General features: G+C 62.5%; 26 protein-coding genes. 16 read left to right on the top strand and 10 right to left on the bottom strand.

Translation table 11 applies throughout. The features are described from left to right. Positions 1 to 256: 256 nt before the first annotated feature. The 7 genes from C7G61_RS06140 to flaF (C7G61_RS06110) all read left to right on the top strand — a co-directional run bounded on the left by C7G61_RS06140 (position 257) and on the right by flaF (C7G61_RS06110) (position 6611). The gene (locus C7G61_RS06140) at positions 257 to 1519 is read left to right on the top strand and encodes a flagellin N-terminal helical domain-containing protein (protein ID WP_108513194.1); all 1263 of its coding nucleotides are present in this window, start codon (positions 257 to 259) and stop codon (positions 1517 to 1519) included. A gap of 320 nt (positions 1520 to 1839) precedes the next feature. Next, complete coding sequence (locus tag C7G61_RS06135) at positions 1840 to 3102, top strand: flagellin N-terminal helical domain-containing protein (protein WP_108513193.1); 1263 nt, start codon at positions 1840 to 1842, stop codon at positions 3100 to 3102. A 283-nt stretch (positions 3103 to 3385) separates the two neighbouring features. Beyond that, positions 3386 to 4645 carry a flagellin N-terminal helical domain-containing protein gene (locus tag C7G61_RS06130; RefSeq protein WP_108513192.1) on the top strand — a complete coding sequence of 420 codons (1260 nt, stop codon included), beginning with the start codon at positions 3386 to 3388 and terminating at the stop codon, positions 4643 to 4645. Between the two features lie 229 nt (positions 4646 to 4874). Continuing rightward, complete coding sequence (flbT, locus tag C7G61_RS06125; protein ID WP_108513191.1) at positions 4875 to 5252, top strand: flagellar biosynthesis repressor FlbT; 378 nt, start codon at positions 4875 to 4877, stop codon at positions 5250 to 5252. Positions 5253 to 5255: 3 nt separating this feature from the next. Next, positions 5256 to 5624 carry a flagellar biosynthesis regulator FlaF gene (gene flaF, locus C7G61_RS06120; protein ID WP_108513190.1) on the top strand — a complete coding sequence of 123 codons (369 nt, stop codon included), beginning with the start codon at positions 5256 to 5258 and terminating at the stop codon, positions 5622 to 5624. Between the two features lie 33 nt (positions 5625 to 5657). After that, positions 5658 to 6023 carry a hypothetical protein gene (locus tag C7G61_RS06115; RefSeq protein ID WP_108513189.1) on the top strand — a complete coding sequence of 122 codons (366 nt, stop codon included), beginning with the start codon at positions 5658 to 5660 and terminating at the stop codon, positions 6021 to 6023. A gap of 222 nt (positions 6024 to 6245) precedes the next feature. Then, entirely contained in the window at positions 6246 to 6611 is a 366-nt protein-coding gene (gene flaF / locus C7G61_RS06110) for a flagellar biosynthesis regulator FlaF (RefSeq protein WP_108513188.1), read from the top strand. 26 nt (positions 6612 to 6637) lie between these two features. On the opposite strand, the gene C7G61_RS06105 is transcribed toward flaF (C7G61_RS06110), so the two are convergent. The 4 genes from C7G61_RS06105 to C7G61_RS06090 all read right to left on the bottom strand — a co-directional run bounded on the left by C7G61_RS06105 (position 6638) and on the right by C7G61_RS06090 (position 9171). Next, the gene (locus C7G61_RS06105; RefSeq protein ID WP_108513187.1) at positions 6638 to 7003 is read right to left on the bottom strand and encodes a hypothetical protein; all 366 of its coding nucleotides are present in this window, start codon (positions 7001 to 7003) and stop codon (positions 6638 to 6640) included. Positions 7004 to 7167: 164 nt separating this feature from the next. After that, complete coding sequence (locus tag C7G61_RS06100) at positions 7168 to 7671, bottom strand: hypothetical protein (RefSeq protein WP_108513186.1); 504 nt, start codon at positions 7669 to 7671, stop codon at positions 7168 to 7170. A 19-nt stretch (positions 7672 to 7690) separates the two neighbouring features. Continuing rightward, the gene (gene flgJ, locus C7G61_RS06095; protein ID WP_108513185.1) at positions 7691 to 8047 is read right to left on the bottom strand and encodes a flagellar assembly peptidoglycan hydrolase FlgJ; all 357 of its coding nucleotides are present in this window, start codon (positions 8045 to 8047) and stop codon (positions 7691 to 7693) included. Beyond that, positions 8047 to 9171 (bottom strand): flagellar basal body P-ring protein FlgI, encoded by a 1125-nt coding sequence (locus C7G61_RS06090; RefSeq protein ID WP_108513184.1) that lies wholly within the window; start codon positions 9169 to 9171, stop codon positions 8047 to 8049. Before C7G61_RS06090 ends, flgJ begins: the two co-directional genes overlap by 1 nt. A gap of 265 nt (positions 9172 to 9436) precedes the next feature. On the opposite strand from C7G61_RS06090, the gene C7G61_RS06085 reads away from it, so the two are divergent. Then, entirely contained in the window at positions 9437 to 9850 is a 414-nt protein-coding gene (locus C7G61_RS06085; RefSeq protein ID WP_108513183.1) for a flagellar assembly protein FliX, read from the top strand. A 3-nt stretch (positions 9851 to 9853) separates the two neighbouring features. Here C7G61_RS06085 and C7G61_RS06080 read toward each other — a convergent pair whose 3' ends face one another. Further along, positions 9854 to 10243, bottom strand: a complete 390-nt coding sequence (locus tag C7G61_RS06080) for a winged helix-turn-helix transcriptional regulator (protein ID WP_108513182.1) — start codon at positions 10241 to 10243, stop codon at positions 9854 to 9856. Positions 10244 to 10357: 114 nt separating this feature from the next. Between C7G61_RS06080 and C7G61_RS06075 the strand changes: the two genes are divergently transcribed. From C7G61_RS06075 to C7G61_RS06060, 4 genes are all read left to right on the top strand, one after another. Beyond that, entirely contained in the window at positions 10358 to 10969 is a 612-nt protein-coding gene (locus C7G61_RS06075; RefSeq protein WP_108513181.1) for an NAD(P)-dependent oxidoreductase, read from the top strand. A 201-nt stretch (positions 10970 to 11170) separates the two neighbouring features. After that, a complete protein-coding gene (dksA, locus tag C7G61_RS06070) occupies positions 11171 to 11536 on the top strand; it encodes an RNA polymerase-binding protein DksA (RefSeq protein WP_092509290.1) in 366 nt (121 codons plus the stop codon). A gap of 68 nt (positions 11537 to 11604) precedes the next feature. Next, entirely contained in the window at positions 11605 to 12390 is a 786-nt protein-coding gene (locus C7G61_RS06065; protein WP_108513180.1) for a 2-keto-4-pentenoate hydratase, read from the top strand. A gap of 145 nt (positions 12391 to 12535) precedes the next feature. After that, positions 12536 to 13348 carry a hypothetical protein gene (locus C7G61_RS06060; protein ID WP_145963560.1) on the top strand — a complete coding sequence of 271 codons (813 nt, stop codon included), beginning with the start codon at positions 12536 to 12538 and terminating at the stop codon, positions 13346 to 13348. A 12-nt stretch (positions 13349 to 13360) separates the two neighbouring features. On the opposite strand, the gene C7G61_RS06055 is transcribed toward C7G61_RS06060, so the two are convergent. The 4 genes from C7G61_RS06055 to C7G61_RS06045 all read right to left on the bottom strand — a co-directional run bounded on the left by C7G61_RS06055 (position 13361) and on the right by C7G61_RS06045 (position 16147). Continuing rightward, positions 13361 to 14101: a carbonic anhydrase gene (locus C7G61_RS06055; protein WP_108513178.1), complete on the bottom strand. Its 741-nt coding sequence runs from the start codon at positions 14099 to 14101 to the stop codon at positions 13361 to 13363. A 72-nt stretch (positions 14102 to 14173) separates the two neighbouring features. Then, the gene (locus C7G61_RS06050; protein ID WP_244608178.1) at positions 14174 to 14599 is read right to left on the bottom strand and encodes a ClpXP protease specificity-enhancing factor SspB; all 426 of its coding nucleotides are present in this window, start codon (positions 14597 to 14599) and stop codon (positions 14174 to 14176) included. A 604-nt stretch (positions 14600 to 15203) separates the two neighbouring features. Beyond that, on the bottom strand, positions 15204 to 15326 hold the full coding sequence (locus tag C7G61_RS46965; RefSeq protein WP_274542260.1) for a hypothetical protein: 123 nt from the start codon (positions 15324 to 15326) through the stop codon (positions 15204 to 15206). A gap of 461 nt (positions 15327 to 15787) precedes the next feature. Further along, positions 15788 to 16147 carry a PRC-barrel domain-containing protein gene (locus C7G61_RS06045; RefSeq protein ID WP_108513176.1) on the bottom strand — a complete coding sequence of 120 codons (360 nt, stop codon included), beginning with the start codon at positions 16145 to 16147 and terminating at the stop codon, positions 15788 to 15790. A gap of 811 nt (positions 16148 to 16958) precedes the next feature. Between C7G61_RS06045 and C7G61_RS06040 the strand changes: the two genes are divergently transcribed. The 4 genes from C7G61_RS06040 to C7G61_RS06025 all read left to right on the top strand — a co-directional run bounded on the left by C7G61_RS06040 (position 16959) and on the right by C7G61_RS06025 (position 21310). Then, complete coding sequence (locus C7G61_RS06040; protein WP_190241684.1) at positions 16959 to 17921, top strand: Bug family tripartite tricarboxylate transporter substrate binding protein; 963 nt, start codon at positions 16959 to 16961, stop codon at positions 17919 to 17921. Continuing rightward, positions 17918 to 18397, top strand: a complete 480-nt coding sequence (locus C7G61_RS06035; protein ID WP_108513174.1) for a tripartite tricarboxylate transporter TctB family protein — start codon at positions 17918 to 17920, stop codon at positions 18395 to 18397. The genes C7G61_RS06040 and C7G61_RS06035 overlap by 4 nt, the downstream gene beginning before the upstream one ends. After that, on the top strand, positions 18397 to 19920 hold the full coding sequence (locus C7G61_RS06030; protein WP_190241683.1) for a tripartite tricarboxylate transporter permease: 1524 nt from the start codon (positions 18397 to 18399) through the stop codon (positions 19918 to 19920). The genes C7G61_RS06035 and C7G61_RS06030 overlap by 1 nt, the downstream gene beginning before the upstream one ends. A 151-nt stretch (positions 19921 to 20071) precedes the next feature. Beyond that, complete coding sequence (locus C7G61_RS06025; RefSeq protein ID WP_108513172.1) at positions 20072 to 21310, top strand: MFS transporter; 1239 nt, start codon at positions 20072 to 20074, stop codon at positions 21308 to 21310. A 137-nt stretch (positions 21311 to 21447) separates the two neighbouring features. Here the strand turns inward: C7G61_RS06025 and C7G61_RS06015 are convergent, their stop codons facing one another. Further along, positions 21448 to 23073 carry a thiamine pyrophosphate-dependent enzyme gene (locus tag C7G61_RS06015; protein WP_108513171.1) on the bottom strand — a complete coding sequence of 542 codons (1626 nt, stop codon included), beginning with the start codon at positions 23071 to 23073 and terminating at the stop codon, positions 21448 to 21450. Positions 23074 to 23084 lie beyond the last annotated feature (11 nt).

Genomic DNA, 23084 nt, shown 5'->3' with positions numbered 1-23084 from the left:
CGTATGGGTTCCTGCGTTCGCAGGAACGACGGGCAGGATTCACGTTCGCTTAATACCTGGCCGGCAGCTCGCCCGCCAAGTCGATTTGATCTCTCCCACCATCTTCAGCCTTTTTTACCCATGATTTTGAGACCGGCGCGGTAGCACCGTTTCTGCCGGTCCCAATTTATTTCTCGTTGATCATTTGCTTTCTAGGGTGACCCCCGGGTTCGGCCAAGAAGGCCGGACTGTTGCGTACACCAGAAAGGTTGTGTTCATGTCTCTCTCCAACATCACGCTCTCGTCGTCGGTTCGCCAGAACCTGCTCTCGCTGCAGGACACCGCGAACCTGCTCTCGACCACGCAGACCCGCCTCGCCACCGGCAAGAAGGTCAACAGCGCGCTCGACAACCCGACCAACTTCTTCACCGCCTCCGGCCTCGACGCCCGCGCCAGCGACATCGGCAACCTGCTCGATAGCATCGGCAACGGCGTGCAGGTGCTGCAGGCCGCCAACACCGGCATCACCTCGCTGTCAAAGCTGGTCGATACCGCAAAGTCGATCGCCAACCAGGCGCTGCAGACCACCACGGGCTACAGCACCAAGGCCAGCGCGGCTTTCGTCGGCGCGGGTGCCGGCGCGGGCACAACCACAGCCGCGGACATCAACGCCGGCACGCTCGGTGGTGCGGTCTTCACGTTCGCGACAAAATCGGGTGTCGCCGCGACGATCACCGTCGGTGCCACGGCTGTCGCCTACAATTCCACCGCCAAGACGGCGACGGTCAAATCGCTGGATGACCTCAACCAGGCTTTGTCGGCGGCTGGCGCCAATGTGACGGCTTCGATCACCGCGACCCATGAGATCACGTTCACGTCGACCAACGACGGAGCGAGCCAGAAGATCACCCAAACCGCGACCCCCACGGCACCGGCATCGATTGCGGCCGGTACGCTCGAAATCTCTGTTGCGGTTGGTCAGGCGACCACTGGCACTCTCGTTGGCAGCCCCATCGCCGACTCGGTGTCGCAGACCGCCCGCTCCAGTCTCGTTGCCCAGTACAACCAGATCATCCAGCAGATCACCACCACTGCGCAGGACGCGTCCTTCAACGGCGTCAACCTGCTCAACGGCGACACGCTGAAGCTGGTGTTCAACGAAACCGGCAAGTCGACCTCGACGATCGCAGGCGTGACCTTCAATCCCAACGGTCTCGGACTGAAGTCGCTCACCAACGGCACCGATTTCATCGATAACGCCGCGACCAACTCTGTTCTGACGGCGCTCAACACCGCCAGCACCACGCTGCGCTCGCAGGCCTCGGCCTTCGGTGCCAACCTCTCGATCGTGCAGATCCGTCAGGACTTCTCGAAGAACCTGATCAACGTGCTGCAGACCGGGTCGTCCAACCTGACCCTGGCCGATTCCAACGAGGAAGCGGCCAACAGCCAGGCGCTGTCGACCCGCCAGTCGATCGCGGTCTCCGCGCTCGCGCTCGCCAACCAGTCGAACCAGAGCGTTCTCCAGCTCCTGCGCTGATTTCGGCGAACTACTCGATCCATCACGGCGGCGGGGCTTCGGCCCCGCCGTTTTTTTTAATGATGTGCGACGAGCAGGACCTCGGAAGCTGGTTTGCGCGGTGTTTATGCTTTCTTAGCACCGGCCGCGGCGAAACCGCCGAACCGCGTTGAGCTCTCTCCCATTCCGTACATCCTTTTTTAACCATGATTTTGGAACTGGCGCGGGTGGCACGATATCTGCTGGTTTGGTTCATTTTTCATTGATCATTTGCTTTCAGGGTGCCCCCCGGGTTCGGCCAAGAAGGCTGAGCTGTTGCGTACACCAGAAAGGTTGTGTTCATGTCTCTCTCCAACATCACGCTCTCGTCGTCGGTTCGCCAGAACCTGCTCTCGCTGCAGGACACCGCGAGCCTGCTCTCGACCACGCAGACCCGCCTCGCCACCGGCAAGAAGGTCAACAGCGCGCTCGACAACCCGACCAACTTCTTCACCGCCTCCGGCCTCGACGCCCGCGCCAGCGACATCGGCAACCTGCTCGATAGCATCGGCAACGGCGTGCAGGTGCTGCAGGCCGCCAACACCGGCATCACCTCGCTGTCAAAGCTGGTCGATACCGCAAAGTCGATCGCCAACCAGGCGCTGCAGCAGCCCTCGGGCTACAGCACCAAGGCCAGCGCGGCTTTCGTCGGCGCGGGTGCCGGCGCGGGCACAACCACGGCCGCGGACATCAACGCCGGCACGCTCGGTGGTGCGGTCTTCACGTTCGCGACAAAATCGGGTGTCGCCGCGACGATCACCGTCGGTGCCACGGCTGTCGCCTACAATTCCACCGCCAAGACGGCGACGGTCAAATCGCTGGATGACCTCAACCAGGCTTTGTCGGCGGCTGGCGCCAATGTGACGGCTTCGCTCACCGCGGCCCATGAGATCACGTTCACGTCGACCAACGACGGAGCGAGCCAGAAGATCACCCAGACCGCGACCCCCACGGCACCGGCATCGATTGCGGCCGGTACGCTCGAAATCTCTGTTGCGGTTGGTCAGGCGACCACTGGCACTCTCGTTGGCAGCCCCATCGTCGACGCGGTGTCGCAGACCGCCCGTTCCAGTCTCGTTGCCCAGTACAACCAGATCATCCAGCAGATCACCACCACTGCGCAGGACGCGTCCTTCAACGGCGTCAACCTGCTCAACGGCGACACGCTGAAGCTGGTGTTCAACGAAACCGGCAAGTCGACCTCGACGATCGCAGGCGTGACCTTCAATCCCAACGGTCTCGGACTGAAGTCGCTCGTCAACGGCACTGATTTCATCGATAACGCCGCGACCAACTCTGTTCTGACGGCGCTCAACACCGCCAGCGTCACGCTGCGCTCGCAGGCCTCGGCCTTCGGTGCCAACCTCTCGATCGTGCAGATCCGTCAGGACTTCTCGAAGAACCTGATCAACGTGCTGCAGACCGGGTCGTCCAACCTGACCCTGGCCGATTCCAACGAGGAAGCGGCCAACAGCCAGGCGCTGTCGACCCGCCAGTCGATCGCGGTCTCCGCGCTCGCGCTCGCCAACCAGTCGAACCAGAGCGTTCTCCAGCTCCTGCGCTGATTTCAGCGACGCATTCGATCCATCACGGCGGCGGGGCTTCGGCCCCGCCGTTTTTTTTGCGTCCGGGGTCCGGCAGCCGCCGTCGCGGCAAGAGGAGCAGATCGCTCGAAAACAGCGCCTGAAACGGGCGCGAACGGCCTATCAGAGTATTTTAACCATGCTTGCTAAGGTGGGGTTAACCACATTTTAAAGGCTTTTGTTCATAACGTTCTCAGGTGAAGTCATGTAGCCCGTCGGCGCGGGAGAAGGCGCTGGCGACGCACACTTGAGGAAGGCGTTGAATATGTCCGATATCGTCCTGACGGCGGCAGTCCGCCAGAACCTGCTCTCGCTGCAAGGCACCGCCGATCTGCTCGCGACCACGCAGACCCGCCTCGCCACCGGCAAGAAGGTCAACAGCGCGCTGGACAACCCGACCAATTACTTCACCGCGGCCGGCCTCGATGCCCGCGCCGGCGATATCAGCAACCTGCTCGACAGCATCGGCAACGGCGTGCAGGTGCTGCAGGCCGCCAACACCGGCATCACCTCGCTGCAGAAGCTGGTCGATACCGCCAAGTCGATCGCCAACCAGGCGCTGCAACAGCCCACGGGCTACAGCACCAAATCCAACATTCAGTACATCGGTACGGGCACCGGGGCCGCTCCGGCAGGTCCGGCGACTGCCGCCGACCTCACGACCAGCGCGCTCAACGGTGGTGTTTACACGTTCACCAATTCCGCGGGCCTCGCTGCGACAATCACGATCGGCACGGCTGCCTCAGCCTTCAATCCCACGACCAAGGCGGCGACCGTCAAAACCCTCGACCAGCTCAACACGGCGCTGGCAGTGGCAGGCGTCAACCTGTCGGCCTCGATCACAGGCGCCGATAACCTGACATTCACGTCCACCAACGACGGTGCTGGCCAGGTGATCACCAGCACCGCGGGTCCGACTGCGCCGACGGCGCTGGACGCAATCAACATCAGCGCCAACGCGTTCGGTGGCGGCGTCGGCGGTGCGATCGTTGCGGCGGTTCCAGACGCGGTGTCGCAAACCGCGCGTGCCACGCTGGTCAGCCAGTACAACCAGGTCATCCAGCAGCTCAAGACCACGGCGCAGGACGCGTCGTTCAACGGCATCAACCTCCTGGACGGCAACTCGCTGAAGCTGATCTTCAACGAAACAGGCAAGTCGACGTTGACGATTGCAGGCGTCAACTTCGACCCGAATGGCCTCGGCCTTGCACCGCTCGCCGCCGGCACCGATTTCATCGACAACGTGTTGACCGGCAAGGTGCTGACGGCGCTCAACAACGCCAGCAGCACGCTGCGCTCGCAGGCCTCGGCGTTCGGCGCCAACCTGTCGATCGTGCAGATTCGCCAGGACTTCGCGAAGAACATCATCAATGTGCTGCAGACGGGTTCGTCCAACCTGACCCTGGCCGACTCCAACGAGGAGGCGGCCAACAGCCAGGCGCTGTCGACCCGCCAGTCGATCGCGGTCTCCGCGCTCGCGCTCGCCAACCAGTCGCAGCAGAGCGTGCTCAAGCTCCTGCAGTAAGCGGAGAAGCGTTTCGAGCCATCAAAACGGCGGGGCAGGGCCCCGCCGCTTTTCCTTGAAGCCGCGATGGAGCCGACGGACGACGCCCGAAACTTGCTCCGTTGATGAAGCAAAAGCCTTTTTTTTGATGCAGTTTTGCATTCGAATGTTCGGGTATTGTTCATGGTGATTCGTGTAACTGTTTCCGGACACGCGCGCCGCGCTGCGGCGGTTTGCAAGGGATAAGGCGATGGCGCTGAAGGTTGAACTGAAGCCGTTCGAGCGGATCATCATCGGTGAAAGCGTCATCACCAATTCGGAGACGCGAGCCCACTTTTTGATCGATGGCGAAGCGCCGATCCTGCGCGAGAAGGACATCCTGACGGCGGAGACAGCCAATTCCCCGGTGAAACGGGTCTATCTCTGCGTGCAGCAGATGTACCTGGAGAAGGACCTCCCGAAGTACCAGGAGCTTTATATGGGCTTCGTCAAGGATTTGCTGGAGGCGGTGCCGAGCTTCAGGCCGCAGATCGAGGACGCAAGTAAGCTAATTTTAAGCGGCCAACTCTACAATTCGTTAAAGGAAATCCGCAAGCTTATCAAACTGGAAGAGGAGTTGCTGAGGTGACGAATGTCTAGTGCTGCCGCCAATGCCTACGCACGTATTGCAAACACCACCTCTTCCCCCCGTGATATCGAAGCCCAGGCCCTACTGAAGGCGGCGAACAAGTTGCAGGCTATCGTCACCAATGAAAACGCGACGAGCGAGCAGATCTCCGAAGCGCTGATGTTTAACCGCAAGCTATGGGCCATCTTTCTCAGCGACGTCTTGCGCGACGAAAACCAGCAACCGTTGGCAGTGCGGCAGAACATCGCCAACCTCGGTATCTTCGTTCTGAGCCAGACCATGGCGCTGCAGGTCAGTCCGCAGGTCGAGCACATCAAGCCACTGATCGAGATCAACCGTAATCTCGCGGCCGGCCTCGGCGGCCGCGCCTGAACAGCAACGGGCATCAAGCAGGAAGGTTCAGCTATGGGTGATATCTTCAGCACTCTTGCAGCCGGCTACACGTCCAAACCCCCGACGCCTCCGTCGCATACGAAGTATGTCCCTGTCGATGCCACGCAGTGGGAAGGGACCTGGAAGGGGACCTATTCGACGGGCGAGAAGTTTTCCTTCTCGGTGTCCAACGTGCAGGGATTTCGCGGGAAGGTGAGATATCAGAGCGGCAACGGTCCGATCAAATACCAGGACATCCTGATCAAGGACAACGCCTTCAAGATGGGCGACTCTAAATTCTTGCTGTCGAAGGAGGGCCACGGCACGATCAAGACCGTGGTCACCAATCCCGCCACCGGGCAGTCCGCCCTGAACTCGGCGCCGGTCGATCGGGTTTGATTGTTGCGGCCTTCGCTTCGGCGCGATCAACATCACTGGGGCGGCGGGGGAAACCCCGCCGTTTTTTGCTGCCGCGCAGGGCGAGCAAGGGTTCCGACATGCCGATACTCCGTCACATTTGGTAACCGTTGCTAACCACATTTAAAGGCACGAACTGTATGAAAGTTGGGCAGTTTTGAAGTCCCCCAGCGGTCCTGCGAGCCGCTCCCATCGAGGTCGTGAATGTCCAATGCAGCCCAGGCCTACGCGCGCACGTCACATGCAACGGCATCTCCCCGTGAAATCGAAGCGCAGGCGCTGCTGAAGGCTGCGAGACAGCTTCTGGATGTCCAGGCCAACTGGGCGGGCCCCGACAAGAACATGCACAACGCGCTGCTCTTCAATCGCCGGCTGTGGTCGATCTTCATGAGCGCGGTCGAGGCCAACGACAACCCGCAACCGCTGGAGATCCGTCAGAACATCGCCAATCTCGGCGTGTTCGTGATGAAGCAGACAGTCGACATGCAGCTGAATCCGGATCCGGCGAAACTGAAGTCGCTGATCGACATTAATTGCAACCTCGCCGCGGGCCTGTCAGGCAAGGCTTGACGGTTCGTGGCTTGACGGTTCGCGCGTCAAGCCTTGCGATCGGTGGCAAGAGCGCGCGTCGGCGCGCCCTTGGTCAGGTCGAGGGCGTGGAAATAGGCGCGACGGCGCAGCACCGCTTCATCGGGAAACTGCTGCACCACCGCGCTGGTCCTGGTATCGACGACCTGGTAGACGATCGAGGCAGCTGCGCGATCGAAAACCACCTGACGCGACCTGGAAGCATTGACCGCATCGGAGTCCGCGCGCGCACGTGCGCTCGCATCTGCCGCCGTGACGCTTTGCGCCGCCGGCAGTTCTGTCGCCACCGCCTTATGCACCGCTTCGCTCACGGGCTGCACAATCGGCGCGGCAACCGGTGCCCCCACCGGCTTGATGCTGAAATCTGTACTCACGGCAGCCTCCTGGCTTGCTTCGAGTCAAATCCCAACCCCTCTCGAATCGCAACTATGCCCCAACACCCCTCAATACAATGTTAGAGAATGCGCTGAATTTCGCGCTCAAATCCGCGGAAGTTTTTAATTAAAATTGCTGCTATTTTTTAGAAGCACCGGAACGATCACAGCGAGCGGCTGACCGTGAGCGGCGTAATGTTGCGTGGTCCGGGCGTCGCGCGCTGTCCCGAGGCCGTATAGGTATTCGGGATGTTCTTGCGTTGCATCTCGGTGTTGACGCCGCGCACGATGCCTTCGGACACCGCGTGCGCCGTCGCAAGGACCGTGAGGTTGACCTGCAGCATGGCGCGGAAGGTGTCGTGATGGCGCCGCAGCGTGGTCAGCAATTCCGGCGAGACCTGAGTGAGATATTTTTGCGCGTTCTTCAGGCTTTCGACCGCCACCATATAGCGGCCCGACAACTCGCCTTTCTGCTCTTCCAGCCGCATCGCTTCGGGGATTTTGCCGGCGCGAACCAGTTCGGTTTCTTTCTCGATGATGCCGAGCAGGCCGGTCATCACGTCCATCAGATCTTCCGCGAGCTTGCGCGCTTCCGGCGGCGTGGAGATCGCTCTTGCTGGTGCGGATGCCGGTGAGCGTGCGGGGCTGGCCTGAGGACGCTGATTCATGTCGGGTTTTCCTTTTGGATCAGCCGGCGCGGTTGGCTTGCTGCAGGATCAAGGAGCGGAAGACATCGTTGGAAATGCCGATGCCGCCGGACTTGGCAAAGGATTTCGAATATTCGTCCGTCAGCATCGAGCGCCAGACGCCGGTGCCGGTCGTGTCGCCGAACGGCCCTTCGCCTTTGACCCCGGTGGTCATCTGCGAAAACATCGAGTTGAGGAACATCGCCTCGAACTCCTGGGCCTTGGCGCGCGTCTTCTTCTGCGCCTCAGGGGAAATCTTCTTCAGCGCGTCGGCAAGTTGCGGATCGTTGCGGCCGTTGATCAGCGAAGCCTTTTTCTTCGTGTAGGCGCCGATCCCATTGATAAGGCTCGTGTCCATCACATCACCTCGATGTCGGCCTGGATCGCGCCGGCGGCCTTGATCGCCTGCAGGATGCCGATCAGGTCGCGCGGGCCGATGCCAAGCCCGTTGAGGCCGTCGACGAGCTGCTGCAGCGAGACACCGTCTTTCACGACCGCAAATTTCTTGCCGTCTTCGCTGACGCTGACCCCCGTGCGCGGCGTCACCACAGTGCGGCCGCGCGATAGCGGATTGGGCTGGCTGACTTGCGGGCTTTCGGAAATCGTCACGGTGAGATTGCCTTGCGCCACCGCCACCGTGGCGACGCGGACGTCGCGGCCCATCACGATGATGCCGGAACGTTCGTCGATGACGATCTTGGCGGCGAGATCCGGTTCGACCTGCAATTGCTCGATCTCGGTCAGGAAGGCGACGACGTTGCCCTTGAATTCGGCGGGGATCGCGAGCTGCACCGTGGAGGGATCGATCGGCTCGGCGGTCTTGACGCCGAGGAAATCGTTGACGGCTGCCGCTATACGCTTGGCGGTGGTGAAATCGGCGTTGCGCAGCGCCAGCCGGACATTGGGCAGGCGATTGAGCGCGAATTCGATCTCGCGCTCGATGATGGCGCCGTTGGCGATGCGGCCGACGGTCGGCACGCCGCGGGTGATCTTGGCGGCTTCGCCTTCGGCCTGGAAGCCGGAGATCGCGAGCGAGCCCTGGGCGACCGCATAGACGTTGCCGTCGGCGCCGAGCAGGGGGGTGACGAGCAGGGTGCCGCCCTGCAGGTTCTTGGCGTCGCCGAGCGCGGATACCGTGACGTCCATCCGCGTGCCCTGGGTGCCGAAGGCCGGCAGATTGCCGGTGACCATGACGGCGGCGACGTTGCCGGTGCGGATGGTGGCGCCGCGGATGTTGACGCCCATGCGCTCCAGCATCGCCTGCAGCGATTGCTTGGTGAAGGGGATGTTGTTCAGCGTGTCGCCGGTGCCGTTGAGGCCGACCACGAGGCCATAGCCGATCAGCTGGTTCTGCCGCACGCCTTCGATGTTGGCGAGATCCTTGATCCGCGACGTCGCACCCGCGGGCGAGGGCGATAACGCCAGCGCCAGCAGCGCGGCGCAGGCCATCCAAATCAGTCTTGCCGAACGGATGCCGGGCATCCTGTGCTCCCCTCGAGGTCTTCACCGGACCGCTTGCGCCACTCCCATGACGGCGATCCAGCATTAACTATGCGAACGCCGTGCCACGTCGCGTTTCTGATGCAATACCTTGATATTTCTGGATGTTCGCTGGAGGCATGGTGCTGCGGCGACTTCACCATGAAGGGCGAAACTGCCGCACGTCGGCAGATTTTGCCGGGCCATTTACGCATCATTAACCATAAGAAGGCGAAGGTCTCTCTACTCTCACGGCGAGATCACCACGATGCGCATCTACGGACCGAACGGCACCACGCTTGGATCGCCCGCGACCCACACGCGGCGAACCAGTTCGACCGGCTTCTCGCTGCCGGAGACGTCGGCTGCTCCCGAAGAGTTGCGCTCGGCCGCAGCACCCAAGGCCGCCGGCAACATCGATGCGCTGCTCGCGCTGCAGGGCGTCGAGGACCCGACCGAGCGCCGCAAGCGTTCGGTGGCGCGGGGCAGGGGCGCGCTCGACGTGCTCGACGAACTCAAGATCGGGCTTCTCTCCGGCAATCTCGATGCTTCCACCGTGAACCGGCTGCGCGATGCCGCGGCCAATCTGAAATCCTCCTCCGGCGATCCCGGCCTCGACGCGGTATTGTCCGAGATCGAGCTGCGGGTTGAAGTCGAACTGGCAAAGGCCGGGCAGTTCTAAGATTTACGCCGCGATATCCTTGCGCGCCGCGTCGTAACGGCGCTGCGCGTTCAACACCTCCTTCAGGTTATTCTCCGCCCACTCCCGCAACGGATCGACGGCGCCGGCGAGCGTCGCGCCGAGCGGCGTGATCGAATACTCCACCGTGACCGGCACAGTCGCGATCGCGCGCCGCCGGATCAGTCCGTCGCGTTCGAGCGATTTGAGAACCTGGCTCAGCATCTTCTGCGAGATGCCTTCAATCGTCCGCCGTAACGCGTTGAAACGCATCGGCTCGTCGCGCACGAGAAGCAGGATTAACACCGCCCATTTGTCGCCGACGCGGTCGAGAATCTGGCGCGTCGGGCAATCGGCCGAATAGGCGTTCGGGATCTTCGAATTGGCGGCTTTCATGGCGGTTACTCCGGCGTAATCAGGTGACCCAAAAGTGCTCTCTTCACACTTACATCCCCTTCGCTATCTAGTCACCATTGGATACCACATTCGCGTATCGCAAGGGAGACTTCCATGAAAATCGCCGTCATCGGCGCGTCCGGCAATGCCGGTTCGCGCATCACTGCCGAACTCGCCCGCCGCGGCCACGGCGTGACCGCCATCGCCCGCCATCCCGACAAGATCGCAAGCGGGCCCAGCGTCACGCGGACCAAAGGCGACGTGATGGACCAGGCCGGCCTTGCCCGGCTGCTGGCCGGCCACGATGCCGCGATCAGCTCGGTTCATTTTCTTGACAGCGATCCGGTCAAGCTGATCGGGGCCGCCAAGGATTCGAAGGTCGCCCGCTACCTCGTCGTCGGCGGCGCCGGCAGCCTCGAAGTGGCCCCCGGTGTCCGGCTGGTCACCACCCCTGGCTTTCCCGTGGTATACAAGGCGGAAGCCGAGAAGGGGGCGGCCTTCCTCGACCTGCTCCGGGCCGAGAAGGAACTCAGCTGGACCTTCCTGTCGCCCTCGGCCCTGTTTGTGGCCGGTGAGCGAACCGGCAAGTTCCGTATCGGGACCGACCAGCTTTTGACCGCTGCCGACGGCAAAAGCTCGATTTCCTTCGAGGATTTCGCAGTTGCACTCGCCGATGAGATCGAACGCCCGGCTCATATCCGCCAGCGCTTTACGGTCGGATATTAAGGCAGTGGGCCGCCCCGATAGTTTTGCCTGTGCAAGGCCTTGGGGGCGGTACTCCCACGGGGACGGACGATATTGTCTGTCACAACCCGCCGCTATATAAGGCCGGCGCGGACGGACAATTTTCCGCCCCGCCTTGCACGTGAAGATGGGCTGGCCTTGGAAAAGTTGAAGAATTATCGACCCTCCGAAAAAGAGCCTTTCATGAACGACCGCCAGCGCGATTATTTTCGCGCCAAGCTGCTGGCGTGGAAGGACGAGATACTGAGGGAATCAAAGATTACCCTGCAGACCCTCCAGGAAGAGAACGTCAATCATCCCGATCTGGCTGATCGCGCCTCTTCCGAAACCGATCGCGCCATCGAACTGCGCGCCCGCGACCGCCAGCGCAAATTGATCTCCAAGATCGACGCCGCGCTGCAACGCATTGAGGACAACACCTACGGCTATTGCGAGGAGACCGGCGAGCCGATCTCGCTCAAGCGGCTGGAGGCCCGTCCGATTGCAACGCTGTCGGTGGAAGCGCAGGAACGCCACGAGAAGCGCGAGAAGGTTTACCGGGACGAGTAGGTCACATTGACGGGCGCTGACCGCCATGTGCGGCCAGCGCTGCGCCTTGCAACAGAAAGCTGCCGCTGATGGACAACATTCTTGCGGCCGCACAGATCATCGCTACTGCCCGCCGCAATCGCACGCCGCTGGCCTCGCTTACCGCTGAGCTCGTGCCAGGCGATGAGGCGGAAGGCTATCGCATTCAACGCGCGGTCCACGACCTGCTGCTGCCGCAGACCGGCAGTCTGGTCGGTTACAAGATCGGCTGCACCAGCGCGGTGATGCAGCAATATCTCGACATCCCCCATCCCTGCGCCGGTGGCGTGTTTGCCAAGGGCGTTCACGTCAGCGGCGCCAAGCTGCGCTATGGCGACTATGTCCGTGTCGGCGTCGAATGCGAGATCGCGGTGCGGCTCGCACGCAATCTTGCGCCGTCGGAGGCCCCGTTCACCGCGGAGTGGATGATGGAGGCGATCGAGGCCTACCATCCCGCGATCGAGATCGTCGACGACCGCTACGTCAAATGGGAGGCGATGGGCGCGCCGACGCTGGTCGCCGATGATTTCTTCGCCGCCGGCTGCGTGCTCGGCAAGGCGGTGGTGCGCACCAGGGCGCCGGACCTGCTCACGGTCAAGGGCCGCGCCATCGTCAACGGCAAGGAAGCCGGGCGCGGCACCGGCGCCGACGTGCTCGGCCATCCCCACAACGCACTGGCCTGGCTCGCCAATCATCTCGCCGAAGAGGGCAAGGGACTGCATGCCGGGCAGATCGTGCTCACAGGCAGTCTCGTGAAAACCGTCTGGCTCGATGCGGGCGACAGCGTGAAGATGGAGCTCGACGGGTTGGGCACGGTGGAAGCGAAGTTCGGGTGACGCCTCCTAGATTTGTAGGGTGGGCAAAGCCAACGGGTCGCGCGAATGCGCGCCCGATGAAAGGCTCCGCGTGCCTACCATTCAGCATAAATGATTTTGAGAGATGGTGGGCACGGCGCGAAGCGCGCCGGGACGGGTGGGTGTGATGGCTGAGAGCGTTCCGTCGGTTCTCGAATCCGAAGCGAGAGGTGAAATCGCCGACATCTATGCCGACATTCGAAAGGTTCTCGGCACCAGCGTGGTCAACCTGATCTGGCGCAACCTTGCGACCATGCCCGGTGCGCTGGAATGGACGTGGTCCACCGTCCGTCCGCTTTATCTCGGCGACGCCCCATTGCATGCCGAAGCCGTCAGGCAGACGATCGCGCTGCCTGACTGGCCCGGCTTCTCCACAGATACCTTAGCTGCCGCCGGCGTGGACGAGGCCGAACGCGCGCTCATTCGTGACGTGCTCGACAGCTATCAATATACCAACGCGCTCGCACTCGTCGTGCTCTCGGCGCTGCTGGCACATTACGAGCCGCGCCCGGCCGATAGCGTGACGGCTGCCGATACCGCGCCAAAACCGTCCGGCGCCAAAATCCCGGAATTGCCGCCGATGGATGCGCTCGATCCCGAAGTGGCGGCGCTGGTTGGTGAATTGAATTGCTTCGGCGAAGACACCGAGCCGCAACTGATCGCGAGCATGTACCGGCACCTCGCTTACTGGCCGGCCTACCTGGCGCTGGTGCGAACCATGCTGGCGCCGCTGCAGCGTCAAGGTCGGCTGAATGCGCTGACGGTTTCGACTCGCGCGCTTGGGTATGCGCATGGCGCGGTTCTCGCGTCGCAACTGAAACCTGCCACGCCGCCGGATACGCTGAAGGGGGCGCTCGCTTCCTGCCGACTGTTCGTCGAACATCCGATCGCGCGCATGACCGGGCTCTGCGCCCTGATCCGGCGGGCGACGCCGGAGTGAACGCTCGTCCGGCTACGACAGCAATTCGACCCTGCCGTCACCGAGCCGATAGATGCCGCCGACTATTTTCAACTTGCCTTGCCCGACCGCCTCACTGAGAATCGGCGCCGCGGCCTTGAGCTTGGCGACGTTATCACTGACGTTTCGCCGAGTGGCGTTCACGAGCTTGTCGCCCAGCTGATCTGCAACGGCCTTCACCGCTGGTGCCAGCGCCGCTACCAGCGATGGCAGGTGACCGGGCAAGGTAGTGTTGTCCTTCAGCGACTTGATCGTCGCATCCACCGCGCCGCAGCTTTCGTGGCCGAGCACCACGAACAACGGGGTGTTGAGGACGGCGACCGAATACTCCAGGCTCGCCACGGAGTCGTCATTGGCGAAATTGCCGGCGACGCGGCAGACGAACAGATCGCCGCGACCGCTGTCGAACGCGTATTCGGGAGCAATACGGGAATCCGCGCAGCTCAAGATGGCGGCGTAGGGATTTTGCCCGCCCGCCAGCGCCTCGCGCTCGTGCTTGAAATCGTGCCGGCGTGAGATGCCTTCGACATAACGGGCGTTGCCCTTCATCAGCCGGTCGAGTGCCTCATCCGGCGAGACCACGTTTTGCGGCTTGGGCGGCGGCTTTTTATCCTTGGCCCACGCGGCGGACGAAAAAGCGAGCCCGGCGGCGATACCGCCCGTCAGGCCGAGAAAGCGGCGACGTGATGTGGCCTGTGCAGTAACGGCTTCTCGGGCATCGCAGAGGTGGCACATGTGGCTTTTCTCCCAGGCAGGAGATGGCGGGAAGCGGTCACCACTTTATCTCATTGCAAGACAAGAAAGGTTTTAACTGTCCGAGCACTTTAAGTCGGACTTGTCCCAAAATGCCTTGATCGCGGTGAAGGGCACCGAGAGGCGTTCCCTCGCCCCCATGAGTCGCAGCAAGACCTCGAAGCGATCTTCCTTGATGTTCAACTGCTCGAAGTCATGCTGCAGAATGATGGTCATATCGTCGGGATATTTCGACTTCAGGCCGAGCGACAGTTTCACACCGTCGGCGTGGGTGCGGAATGTGATATTGACCGGCCGCTGCTCCGAGGCGAGCGGGAGCGTCTCGACGATCTTGGAGCGTGCTGCCGGCCTGCTGCACGGCTCGGCGAACGCAGGCGAGGCCGGGATGAGGATCGCGAGGAGGAGAAGCGCTGCCCCACAAGAGATGGTCATACGCCGCACTTGCGGGGTATCCAGTACGCCGCGCCCTGTCGTGTCCATCACTGTTGTCTCTGGAGTACTCGATCGCCTGCCCGGCGCGGACGAATGACAACGGGTGTGTGTTCGCGTTGCCGCAGCTCATTTCACCCGGGTCATGCTAACCGGTTCCATCAAAAAAGAAAGAGGGCGCAGGGAATGCCGGGCCGCCGAGTACCCTCGGCCCCGTGCATTGGTGGCAGGCCACACGCTGGTTACACGGGTACTCGGGATCAGCCAGCGCTCCGTGCAGTGGTTTTAACGGCTTAAGACGATGACGAATTCGTCTTGCCGCTGTCGTCGGGGAATTAATGGTTAACTGAAAACTTGCTCGGACTCGAAGGAGATTCGGCGCGTGGCGCCAATAATGGATGCCAGGACCACCGATCCCCGTCGCCGCCGGCAGCTTCGTTAACCAATCGTATTGGGTGGACATGGCTGCCGACCGAAGTTCTGGCGGAGGCGTTTGAGCGCCGCTTGTTTGAGCGCCATTGTGCGCACTCAGGCAATACCGTCATGCGACAAACTTGCACACCCGACACTGCCGCGCCCGTTGCATCGTCCGTGACGATTCGCAACATGTCATCTAGCAGGGACTGCGCTTGCGTGCGTTCGTGGCGCACCCGCCTTACGAGGGATGCAGGAGCGTATGCAGTTCGCAGGCCGGCGGACCGGCTTCGAAGGCGACCGCCGGCGACGATATGAACAACAGCACGACGACCGGCGGAGCCGCGACGAAGAACGCCAGCACGCAAGGCGCGGGAACTGCGGGCGCCGTGGACCGCCGCCACTTCTCCTGTCGGAACCATGAGGAAGTGACGTCAAGGCAGGAACGATTCTAGATCGGGAAAATTATGCAATGGTGTCGCTAGACACACGGTAACCTTGTCAGGCTTCGGCGCTATCTTCCCCCCGAGAGGCGCTGGAGCCTGCCTTTTTTGAGCGACCTTGGTGAGGAGACGCGACCGCGCCATTTTGATCTCGCGGGGCGCATCGCCGTCACAGGCTGATGACATACGCGCTCATCGCCAGCAAAACGGCGACGCTGATGGCGATAATGATCAAGAAGAATTTTCCCATTGCTCTGGCTCCCGCAGACCCCAACGCAATGCAGCCGGAATAGTTCTCTGCTGGCAGGCACACGCATCTGTGTTCGCAGAAGGCCGCTATCGAGGCGGCCCTTCGCAAGTCCAAGTCAAGGTGTGACCGCGATCAGATCGCGATGCCGTAATAGTCGTTGACGGCGCGGGCCCTGGTCGGGTCGCTCCAGTTCCAGGTGTTGTCGTTGCGGTAATGCGGTGCGTCCTTCAGCTGCGCTTCCGTCACGCCGGTGACGTAGCCGCCGAGCGAGGTATCGTATTTCAGCGATTGCCAGGGCAGCGGATAATGGTTGTCGCCGATGCCGAGAAAGCCGCCGAAAGAGAGCACGGCGTAGGACACCCTGCCGCTCTTCTTGTCGATCATGACGCGCTCGATCGAACCGATCTTGTTGCGATCGGCGCCATAGACCGCAGTTCCCTCGACCTTGTCGCTGCCGATCAGGTTGCCGGTTTCGTTTGCTTCCAGGGTCATGGTTCCCTCCGTCGAGGTTGATGGATGAAAAACGGGGAGGGGCGGGGAAACGTTCCGAGGCGAAGGGTTGCGCATCGACGCACGCCCGCGAAACCCGAGTAGCGCAGCATCCTGCCAACGATTTTAAAATCGACCACGGCTTCCGCCACAAGTGCTGGCGCCAACAGTGACCTTGGCAATGTGAAATACCTCACGCAGCCAAACTGAGCCCGGACCTACGAATGCCCTGTTAGCGCAGGAGAGAAACATGCGTAACGGCGTATAGTACTTATTGTCCTCGTCACATCGGCAGTTGTCTTCTTCACCGGCCTTAGCGCGACCGGCCTTAGCGCGGCTTCTGCGAAGAATTACCCTTATTGCATTCAGGGCGGCGACTTCCGCGGCGGGTCGGGCGAGTGAATCTTCACGACCAACGCGCTGTGCCAGGCTGCGGCTTCGGGCCGGACGGCTTATTGCACGGACAATCGCAACTTCAGCGCCAACGCCCAGCTCATCGACAAGAGCCATGTGCGTCGTCGTTCGAGCTGACATCGGACCGCGCGAATAGCATTTTCGCGATGCACCATTCAAAAACGACCACGGTCCTCGCCATGGGAGCTGGCGAGGGCCCGCGTTGATACATGTCATCGTGCCTAGGTTTGCGATGGAGTGTGGGAGCTCTGGACAAAGACTCAGAACGGCACAGCATGTCCATCACCAGCTGGCCGTAGCGAGCATGCGAGCCGCCGCAGGGCTTTCCCCTGCGGGGATCGGCTGTTATTGTCCCGACAGAGAGCCTGAATGGCCCACGAAACGACCAGGGAGAGGACGGATGGCAAGGACATTCGTGACGATGGTCGGCGCAGCCGCGCTGGTCGGCGTGCTGGCCGCCTTATCGGCGCCGGCGATGGCGCAATATCCCGACCGCCCGATCAAGATGATCGTGCCATGGGCCGCGGGCGGTGACACCGACAATATCTTCCGGCCGTTCGCCGCCGAACTCCAGAAGCACATCGGCCAACCGGTGGTTGTCGCCAATGTCGGCGGTGCGTCCGGCACTACCGGCGCGCGCGAGGCCAAGGCTGCGGCGCCCGACGGCTATACGGTCTACGCGGTGCACGACTACATTCACCTGACGTTCTACGCGGGCATCAGTGACGTCAAATACACCGACTTCGAGCCGATTTGCCTGGTCTCGGCGACGCCCTCGGTGCTGACCGCAAGTGCCAAAACGCCTTGGAAGAACTGGCAGGAGCTCGCCGACGACGCCAAGAAGCGGCCGGGCGAGATCACGGTGGGCGCCACGCTCGGCTCGACCAGCCACATCTTCCCGGCGATGATCGAGAAGGCGGCCGGCGTGAAATTCAAGTTCGTGTCCTACGACGGCCTGGCCCCGCGGATGAACGCGCTGCTTGGCGGCCACATCAACCTCACCGACTCCAATCTGACGCAGAAAGGCAAGGTCGAAGCCGGCCTGCTGCGCTACATCGCGATCGCCAGCGAGAAGCGCGATCCGGAAGCACCCGACGTGCCGACGCTCAAGGATCTCGGCATGAACATCGTGTACGAAGTGGCGCGCGGCATCTTCGTCCCCAAAGGGACACCCGCGCCGGTACGCGCCAAGCTCGAGGAGAGCTGCGCCAAGGCGACCAAGGAGCCGAGTTTTGCCCAGGCGATGAAGCTGCAAGGAACCCGCGTGGCATTCCTCAATGCCAATGACTATGCGCAATTCCTCGCCAAGATCGACAACGAGAACAAGGTCGTCATGACCGATCTCGGCCTGATCAAGAAATGAGTATCGGCCGCGACGGAATTGCCGGGCTGATCCTGCTCGCGATCAGCCTGGTCCTCCTGGTCAAGTCGTTCCAGCTTCCGTCCCTGCCGATCGTTCCGGTCGGGCCGGGTTTTTACCCGGCCATCGTGCTGTCGTTCATGGCGGCCGCGAGCGCGCTATTAGTTCTGCAGGACCTCCTGAAGCGCCGCCCGGCGGCCGCAGCCGGCGCGGGTGACGCGCCGCGACGAAATTATCGCCTGGTCGTGATCGCGTTCGCAATCGTCGGCGCCTATGTGGTGCTGCTGCCGCTTGTGGGATTTCGCGTCGCCACGGTCTTGTTCGTCGGCGCGCTGCAGGCCGCATTGGGCAGGCCGCAAACGACGCGGCAATGGGGTGTACTCGCCGCGATTGCGCTCGGCACCGCCATGGTGAGCTACTTCGTCTTCGAACGATACTTGCTGGTGCTGCTGCCACGCGGCGCCTGGACGGGCTTCTGATGCTCGATTTACTCTGGAACGGCCTCGTCAACGTCGCCCAGTGGAAATATCTGTTGCCGCTGTTTGCCGGCACATTCATCGGCGTTATCGGTGGTTCGCTGCCGGGCGTCACCATCACCATGACGGTCATCGTGGTGCTGCCGTTCACCTATGGGCTCGATCCGCTGGCGGGCCTTGCGGCGATGACCGGCGTCTATGTCGGCGGATCGACCGGCGGCCTCATCGCCTGCTGTCTGCTTGGTATCCCCGGCTCGCCTTCTTCGATCGCCACCACGTTCGACGGCTTTCCAATGGCGCGCAATGGCGAGCCGGGCCGTGCCATTTGGCTCGGCGTCTGGGCTTCGGTCTGGGGCGGCCTGCTCGGCGCCTTATTCCTGGTGTTCCTCACCGGGCCGCTTGCGGCGATCGCGCTGGAATTCGGGCCATGGGAATACTTCTCGCTGTTCGTGCTCGCCATGGCGATGGTAGCGGGTCTCACCGAATCCTCGCTCCTCAAGGGACTGATCTCGACTGCCATCGGGTTGTTGATCACGGTGGTCGGCCACGATCCGATCGGCAGCGTGCCGCGCTTTACCTTCGGCTCGGCGTTCATCGGCGGCGGCTTTCCGTTCCTCCCCGTGCTGATCGGCATTTTCGCTTTCGCGCAGATCATGACCGATCTGGAGAAGCTGAATTCGCCGCGCGGCCAGGCGGTGGAATCGCTGGTCGGGGTCAGGCTCGAGCGCTTCTCGCACCTCAAGGTGAACCTGGAAATCTTCAAGCAGCCGTTCCTGCTTGCGTGGGCAACGATCGTCGGGCTGATCATCGGAATCCTGCCTGCCATCGGCGGCAGCGCATCGAGCGTCATGGCCTATGACCAGGCCAAGAAATTCTCGAAAACGCCGGAGCGTTTCGGCAAGGGCCACCCCGAGGGCATCATCGCTTCGGAAGCCTCGAACAACGCCAATGTCAGCGGCTCGCTGATGACCATCATGGCATTCGGCATTCCCGGCGACGCTGTCACCGCCGTGATGCTTGGCGCGATGACGATCCACGGCATTCAGTCGGGACCGCTGTTCATCTCGCAAAACCCTGATATCGCCTACGGCATCTATGCGGCTTACATCCTTGCGCACCCCTGCATGCTGCTGATCTGCCTCGCGCTGATGCCGCTGATGCTGCGCGTGACCTCGGTGCGGATGGCGGTGCTGGCGCCAGTCGTGCTCGTGCTCTGCGTCGTCGGCGCCTACGCGCTCAACAATACCATGCAGAGCGTCTACGTGCTGCTGATGTTTGGCGTCGTCGGCTACGTGCTGGTCAAGCTCGGCTTTCCGCTCGCGCCGCTGATCTTAGGTTTAATTCTCGGCGACCAGATCGAGATCAACCTTGTGCGCGCGATCATGACCGACGCGAATCCCTGGCTTTTCCTGACGCGGCCGATTTCCGGCTTGCTGCTGCTGGCGGCGGCGGCCTCGGTCGGGCTGGCCATATGGCAGCATTGGCGTCACCAGAACCGGGTGGCTGAGGAAGAGCCGGATTTTTGAGCCGAGGTCATGATGCCCTTTGGAGATTTGCGACGGCGATGTCTCCATTCCTGACATTCAGCCGATCCACCTTCTCCCACAAGGGGAGAAGGGAAGAGGCGTTCCATCGGCGTTTCCTCTGGTCTACACTCTCTCGAGCCGGGGGGCCGACATGACCGCTACAGACGCAAAGTCCGATACCGCCACCAGCGCCAACAGCACCGGCGTCTATCTCGCCGTGCTGCAGCTCGTCTTCACGCTGGGCTGGACCACTTACGTTATCTATCTGCCAAAGCTGTGCGCCGAAGTCGGGATCGCGCCATCAGCCGTGATCCTGATCCTGATGCTGGATCAGGCGATCTTCACCATCACCGATACCGCCATGGGAATTGCCGCCGACAGGATCGCGCCGTTCGTCGGCAAGCTCGGCGTGTTCGTCGGCGTCCTGACCGCAATCTCCTGCGCGGCCTTTGTCGCGCTGCCGTTCGTGGCGGGCACCGGGCCGGGGGCGCAGGTCTGGTTCATCGGACTGATCCTGATCTGGGTCGTGACGTCATCGGCCCTGCGCGCACCGCCGCTGACGCTACTAGGCAAATACGCCGCACGGCCGGCGATCCCGTTTTTGTCGGCGCTGGCAATGCTCGGCTACGGACTGGCGGGCGCGGTATCGCCCTATCTCGGTGTGGTCCTGCGCAATCACGATCCGCGGCTCCCCTTCGTGATCTCGGGCGTGGTGCTGCTGATTACGACGCTCGCTTTGTCGAAGGTCGAACGCGATCTGGCGCAGGCACCGCCGGTCGCGAAACAACCGGCTGCGCCGGCAAAATCGCTCGGCCAGGTGCCGATGTTCTTCATCGCCTCGATGGTCATCCTGTCGCTCGGCTACCAACTGCATTTCTCCATCAACAGCACGCCGTTCTTCCTGCGCTTCGCCAAGCCGGATGAGCTGCCATGGCTGATGCCGGTGTTCTGGATCGGCTTCAACATCGCGATGTTTCCGGCGAGCGTCGTGGTCAAGCACCGCGGCGGGCTGATCGTGATGGGCGCCGCCGGTCTCCTGGGCGCGCTGGCGGTGCTGGGCGCGGAAATGGCCGGCAATCTCAATGTGCTGATCGCCGCGCAGTTCATCGCTGGTGCTGCATGGGGCTGCATGCTGATGGCCGCGGTCTCGGCCGCGCTGGCGATCGGGGAGACCGGCGCCGAGGGCAAGGTCGTCGGACTGGTGTTTTCCGCGCTGGCGCTCGCGACCTTTGCACGCATGGCGGCGGTTGCCGGCGGCTTACAAAAACTGCCGGAATATGCACCGCTGCTGCAATGGGCGCCGTTGGCGTGCTGGTCGGTGGCAGGCGCTGGCCTGCTGGTGATTGCGGCTTCGCGGATGCAGCGAAGCATGGCGGCGAAGCAGGTTTAACCTCTGTCGTCATTCCGGGATGGTCCGAAGGACCAGACCTCAGATGAGCAATTGCGCATCGGGGAATCTCGAGGTTCCCCGATGTGCAATCGCACATCTGTGGTTCGATGCTTCGCATCGCCCCGGAACGACGGCGACTACGGCTTCGCCGGATGAATGAACGCCCAGGGCGAGACTTCCGAATCCGTCGGCACTTCCACCGAAATCACGTAGGGCCCGCCGTCGGCCAGCGCCTTTTCCAGCGCGGGGCGGAAATGATCCGGCGAGGTCACGCGTGCCGCGCCGACGCCGAAGGATTCCGCAAGCTTTACGAAATCCGGATTGACCAGGTCCGACGCCACCACGCGTCCGTCAAAGTGCTCGCGCTGGTCGCGACGCACATTGCCATAGGCGTTGTTGTTGAAGACCAGCGTCACCACGCCGATCCTGAACTGCGCGGCGGTCGATAGTTCCTGCACGCCGAACATGAAGCCGCCGTCGCCCGTGATCGCGACCACCGGCCGGTCCGGATTGGCGACCTTGGCGCCAAGCGCAGTGGGGAAGCCAGAGCCGAGCGTGCCCTGATAGCCCGAGGTAATGAAGGTGCGCGGCTCGTAGATCGGAAAACCGTACCAGGAGGCGAAGCCGACCTGTGACAGCTCGTCGGTGACGATCGCATTTGCCGGCAGCACCTCGCGCAGGATGTTCAGATACGCCATTTGCGGCTGAACCTTCTGGATCTCCTGCTGCGCGGCCGCGGTCGCCTCGCGGATCTCGGCGCGCCGGCCGCTGCTCTTGCTATAGCCGGCCTTTTTCACCGCCGCCGCCAGATCGGCGGTGCCGGCCTTGGCATCCGCGATCACGGCCGCGTCGGGCACGTAGCGCCGCATCTCCACGGGATCGATATCGATGCGAACCGATTTCAGGCCGTCGGGGCGATAGGGCCAGCGCGACATCGTCGGCAATTCCAGCCGGGTGCCGATCCCGATCATCAGATCGGTGGCCGGCCACAGCCTGTAGGCCGCCGCCATGGTCAGCCCGAGCTCGTGCGCATTGGAGACGATGCCGCGGCCGCTGCGGAACGCCACCACGGGTGCGTCGATCATTTCAGCCAGTTCGAGAATTTCCTCGCGCGCATGGATCGCGCCGCTGCCGACAAAGATCATCGGCCGCCTGCTGTCCTTGATCAGTGCCGCCGCGGCCCTGATGCGATCAGGGTCGGGCTGCGGTGCGGGCAGGGTATCGAACACTTTGGCGGGTCCGACTTCGGCGCGCTGCGTAAACACGTCCCACGGCATTTCCAGCGAAACCGGACCACGGCGTCCCGACATCATCTCCTGAAACGCACGCGAGACCATCGCGGGCGCGACATCGGGATATTCGATGCGGTCGGCCCATTTTACAAACGTGCGCAGCGTCGCGAGCTGATCCGGCATTTCGTGCAGATGGCCGCGGCCCTTGCCGAGAAACGGCGTCGGCACCTGGCCGGTGAGGCACAGCACCGGCTCGTTCGATCCGAACGCGGTGAGCAGCGCCGCACCGGCATTGAGCACGCCGGGGCCAGGCACCACGCTGAACACGCCGGGGCGGCCAGTGGAGCGCGCATAGCCATAGGCCATGTAGCCGCAGGCCTGCTCATGCCGCGCGCCGATCACCTTCAATTGCGCCTGATGGAAGGCGTCGAACAGCCCGTAGATCTGCGCGCCGGGCAGGCCGAATACGGTATCGACGCCATGCGCGACGAGGCCATTGACGATCGCTTCGCCGCCGGAGGTTGAGGTCATTGCACTATCCA

Origin of the sequence: Bradyrhizobium algeriense (assembly GCF_003062295.1) — a bacterium.
Classification (GTDB): Bacteria; Pseudomonadota; Alphaproteobacteria; order Rhizobiales; family Xanthobacteraceae; genus Bradyrhizobium; species Bradyrhizobium algeriense.
This window is presented reverse-complemented; position numbering and strand designations above follow the sequence as displayed.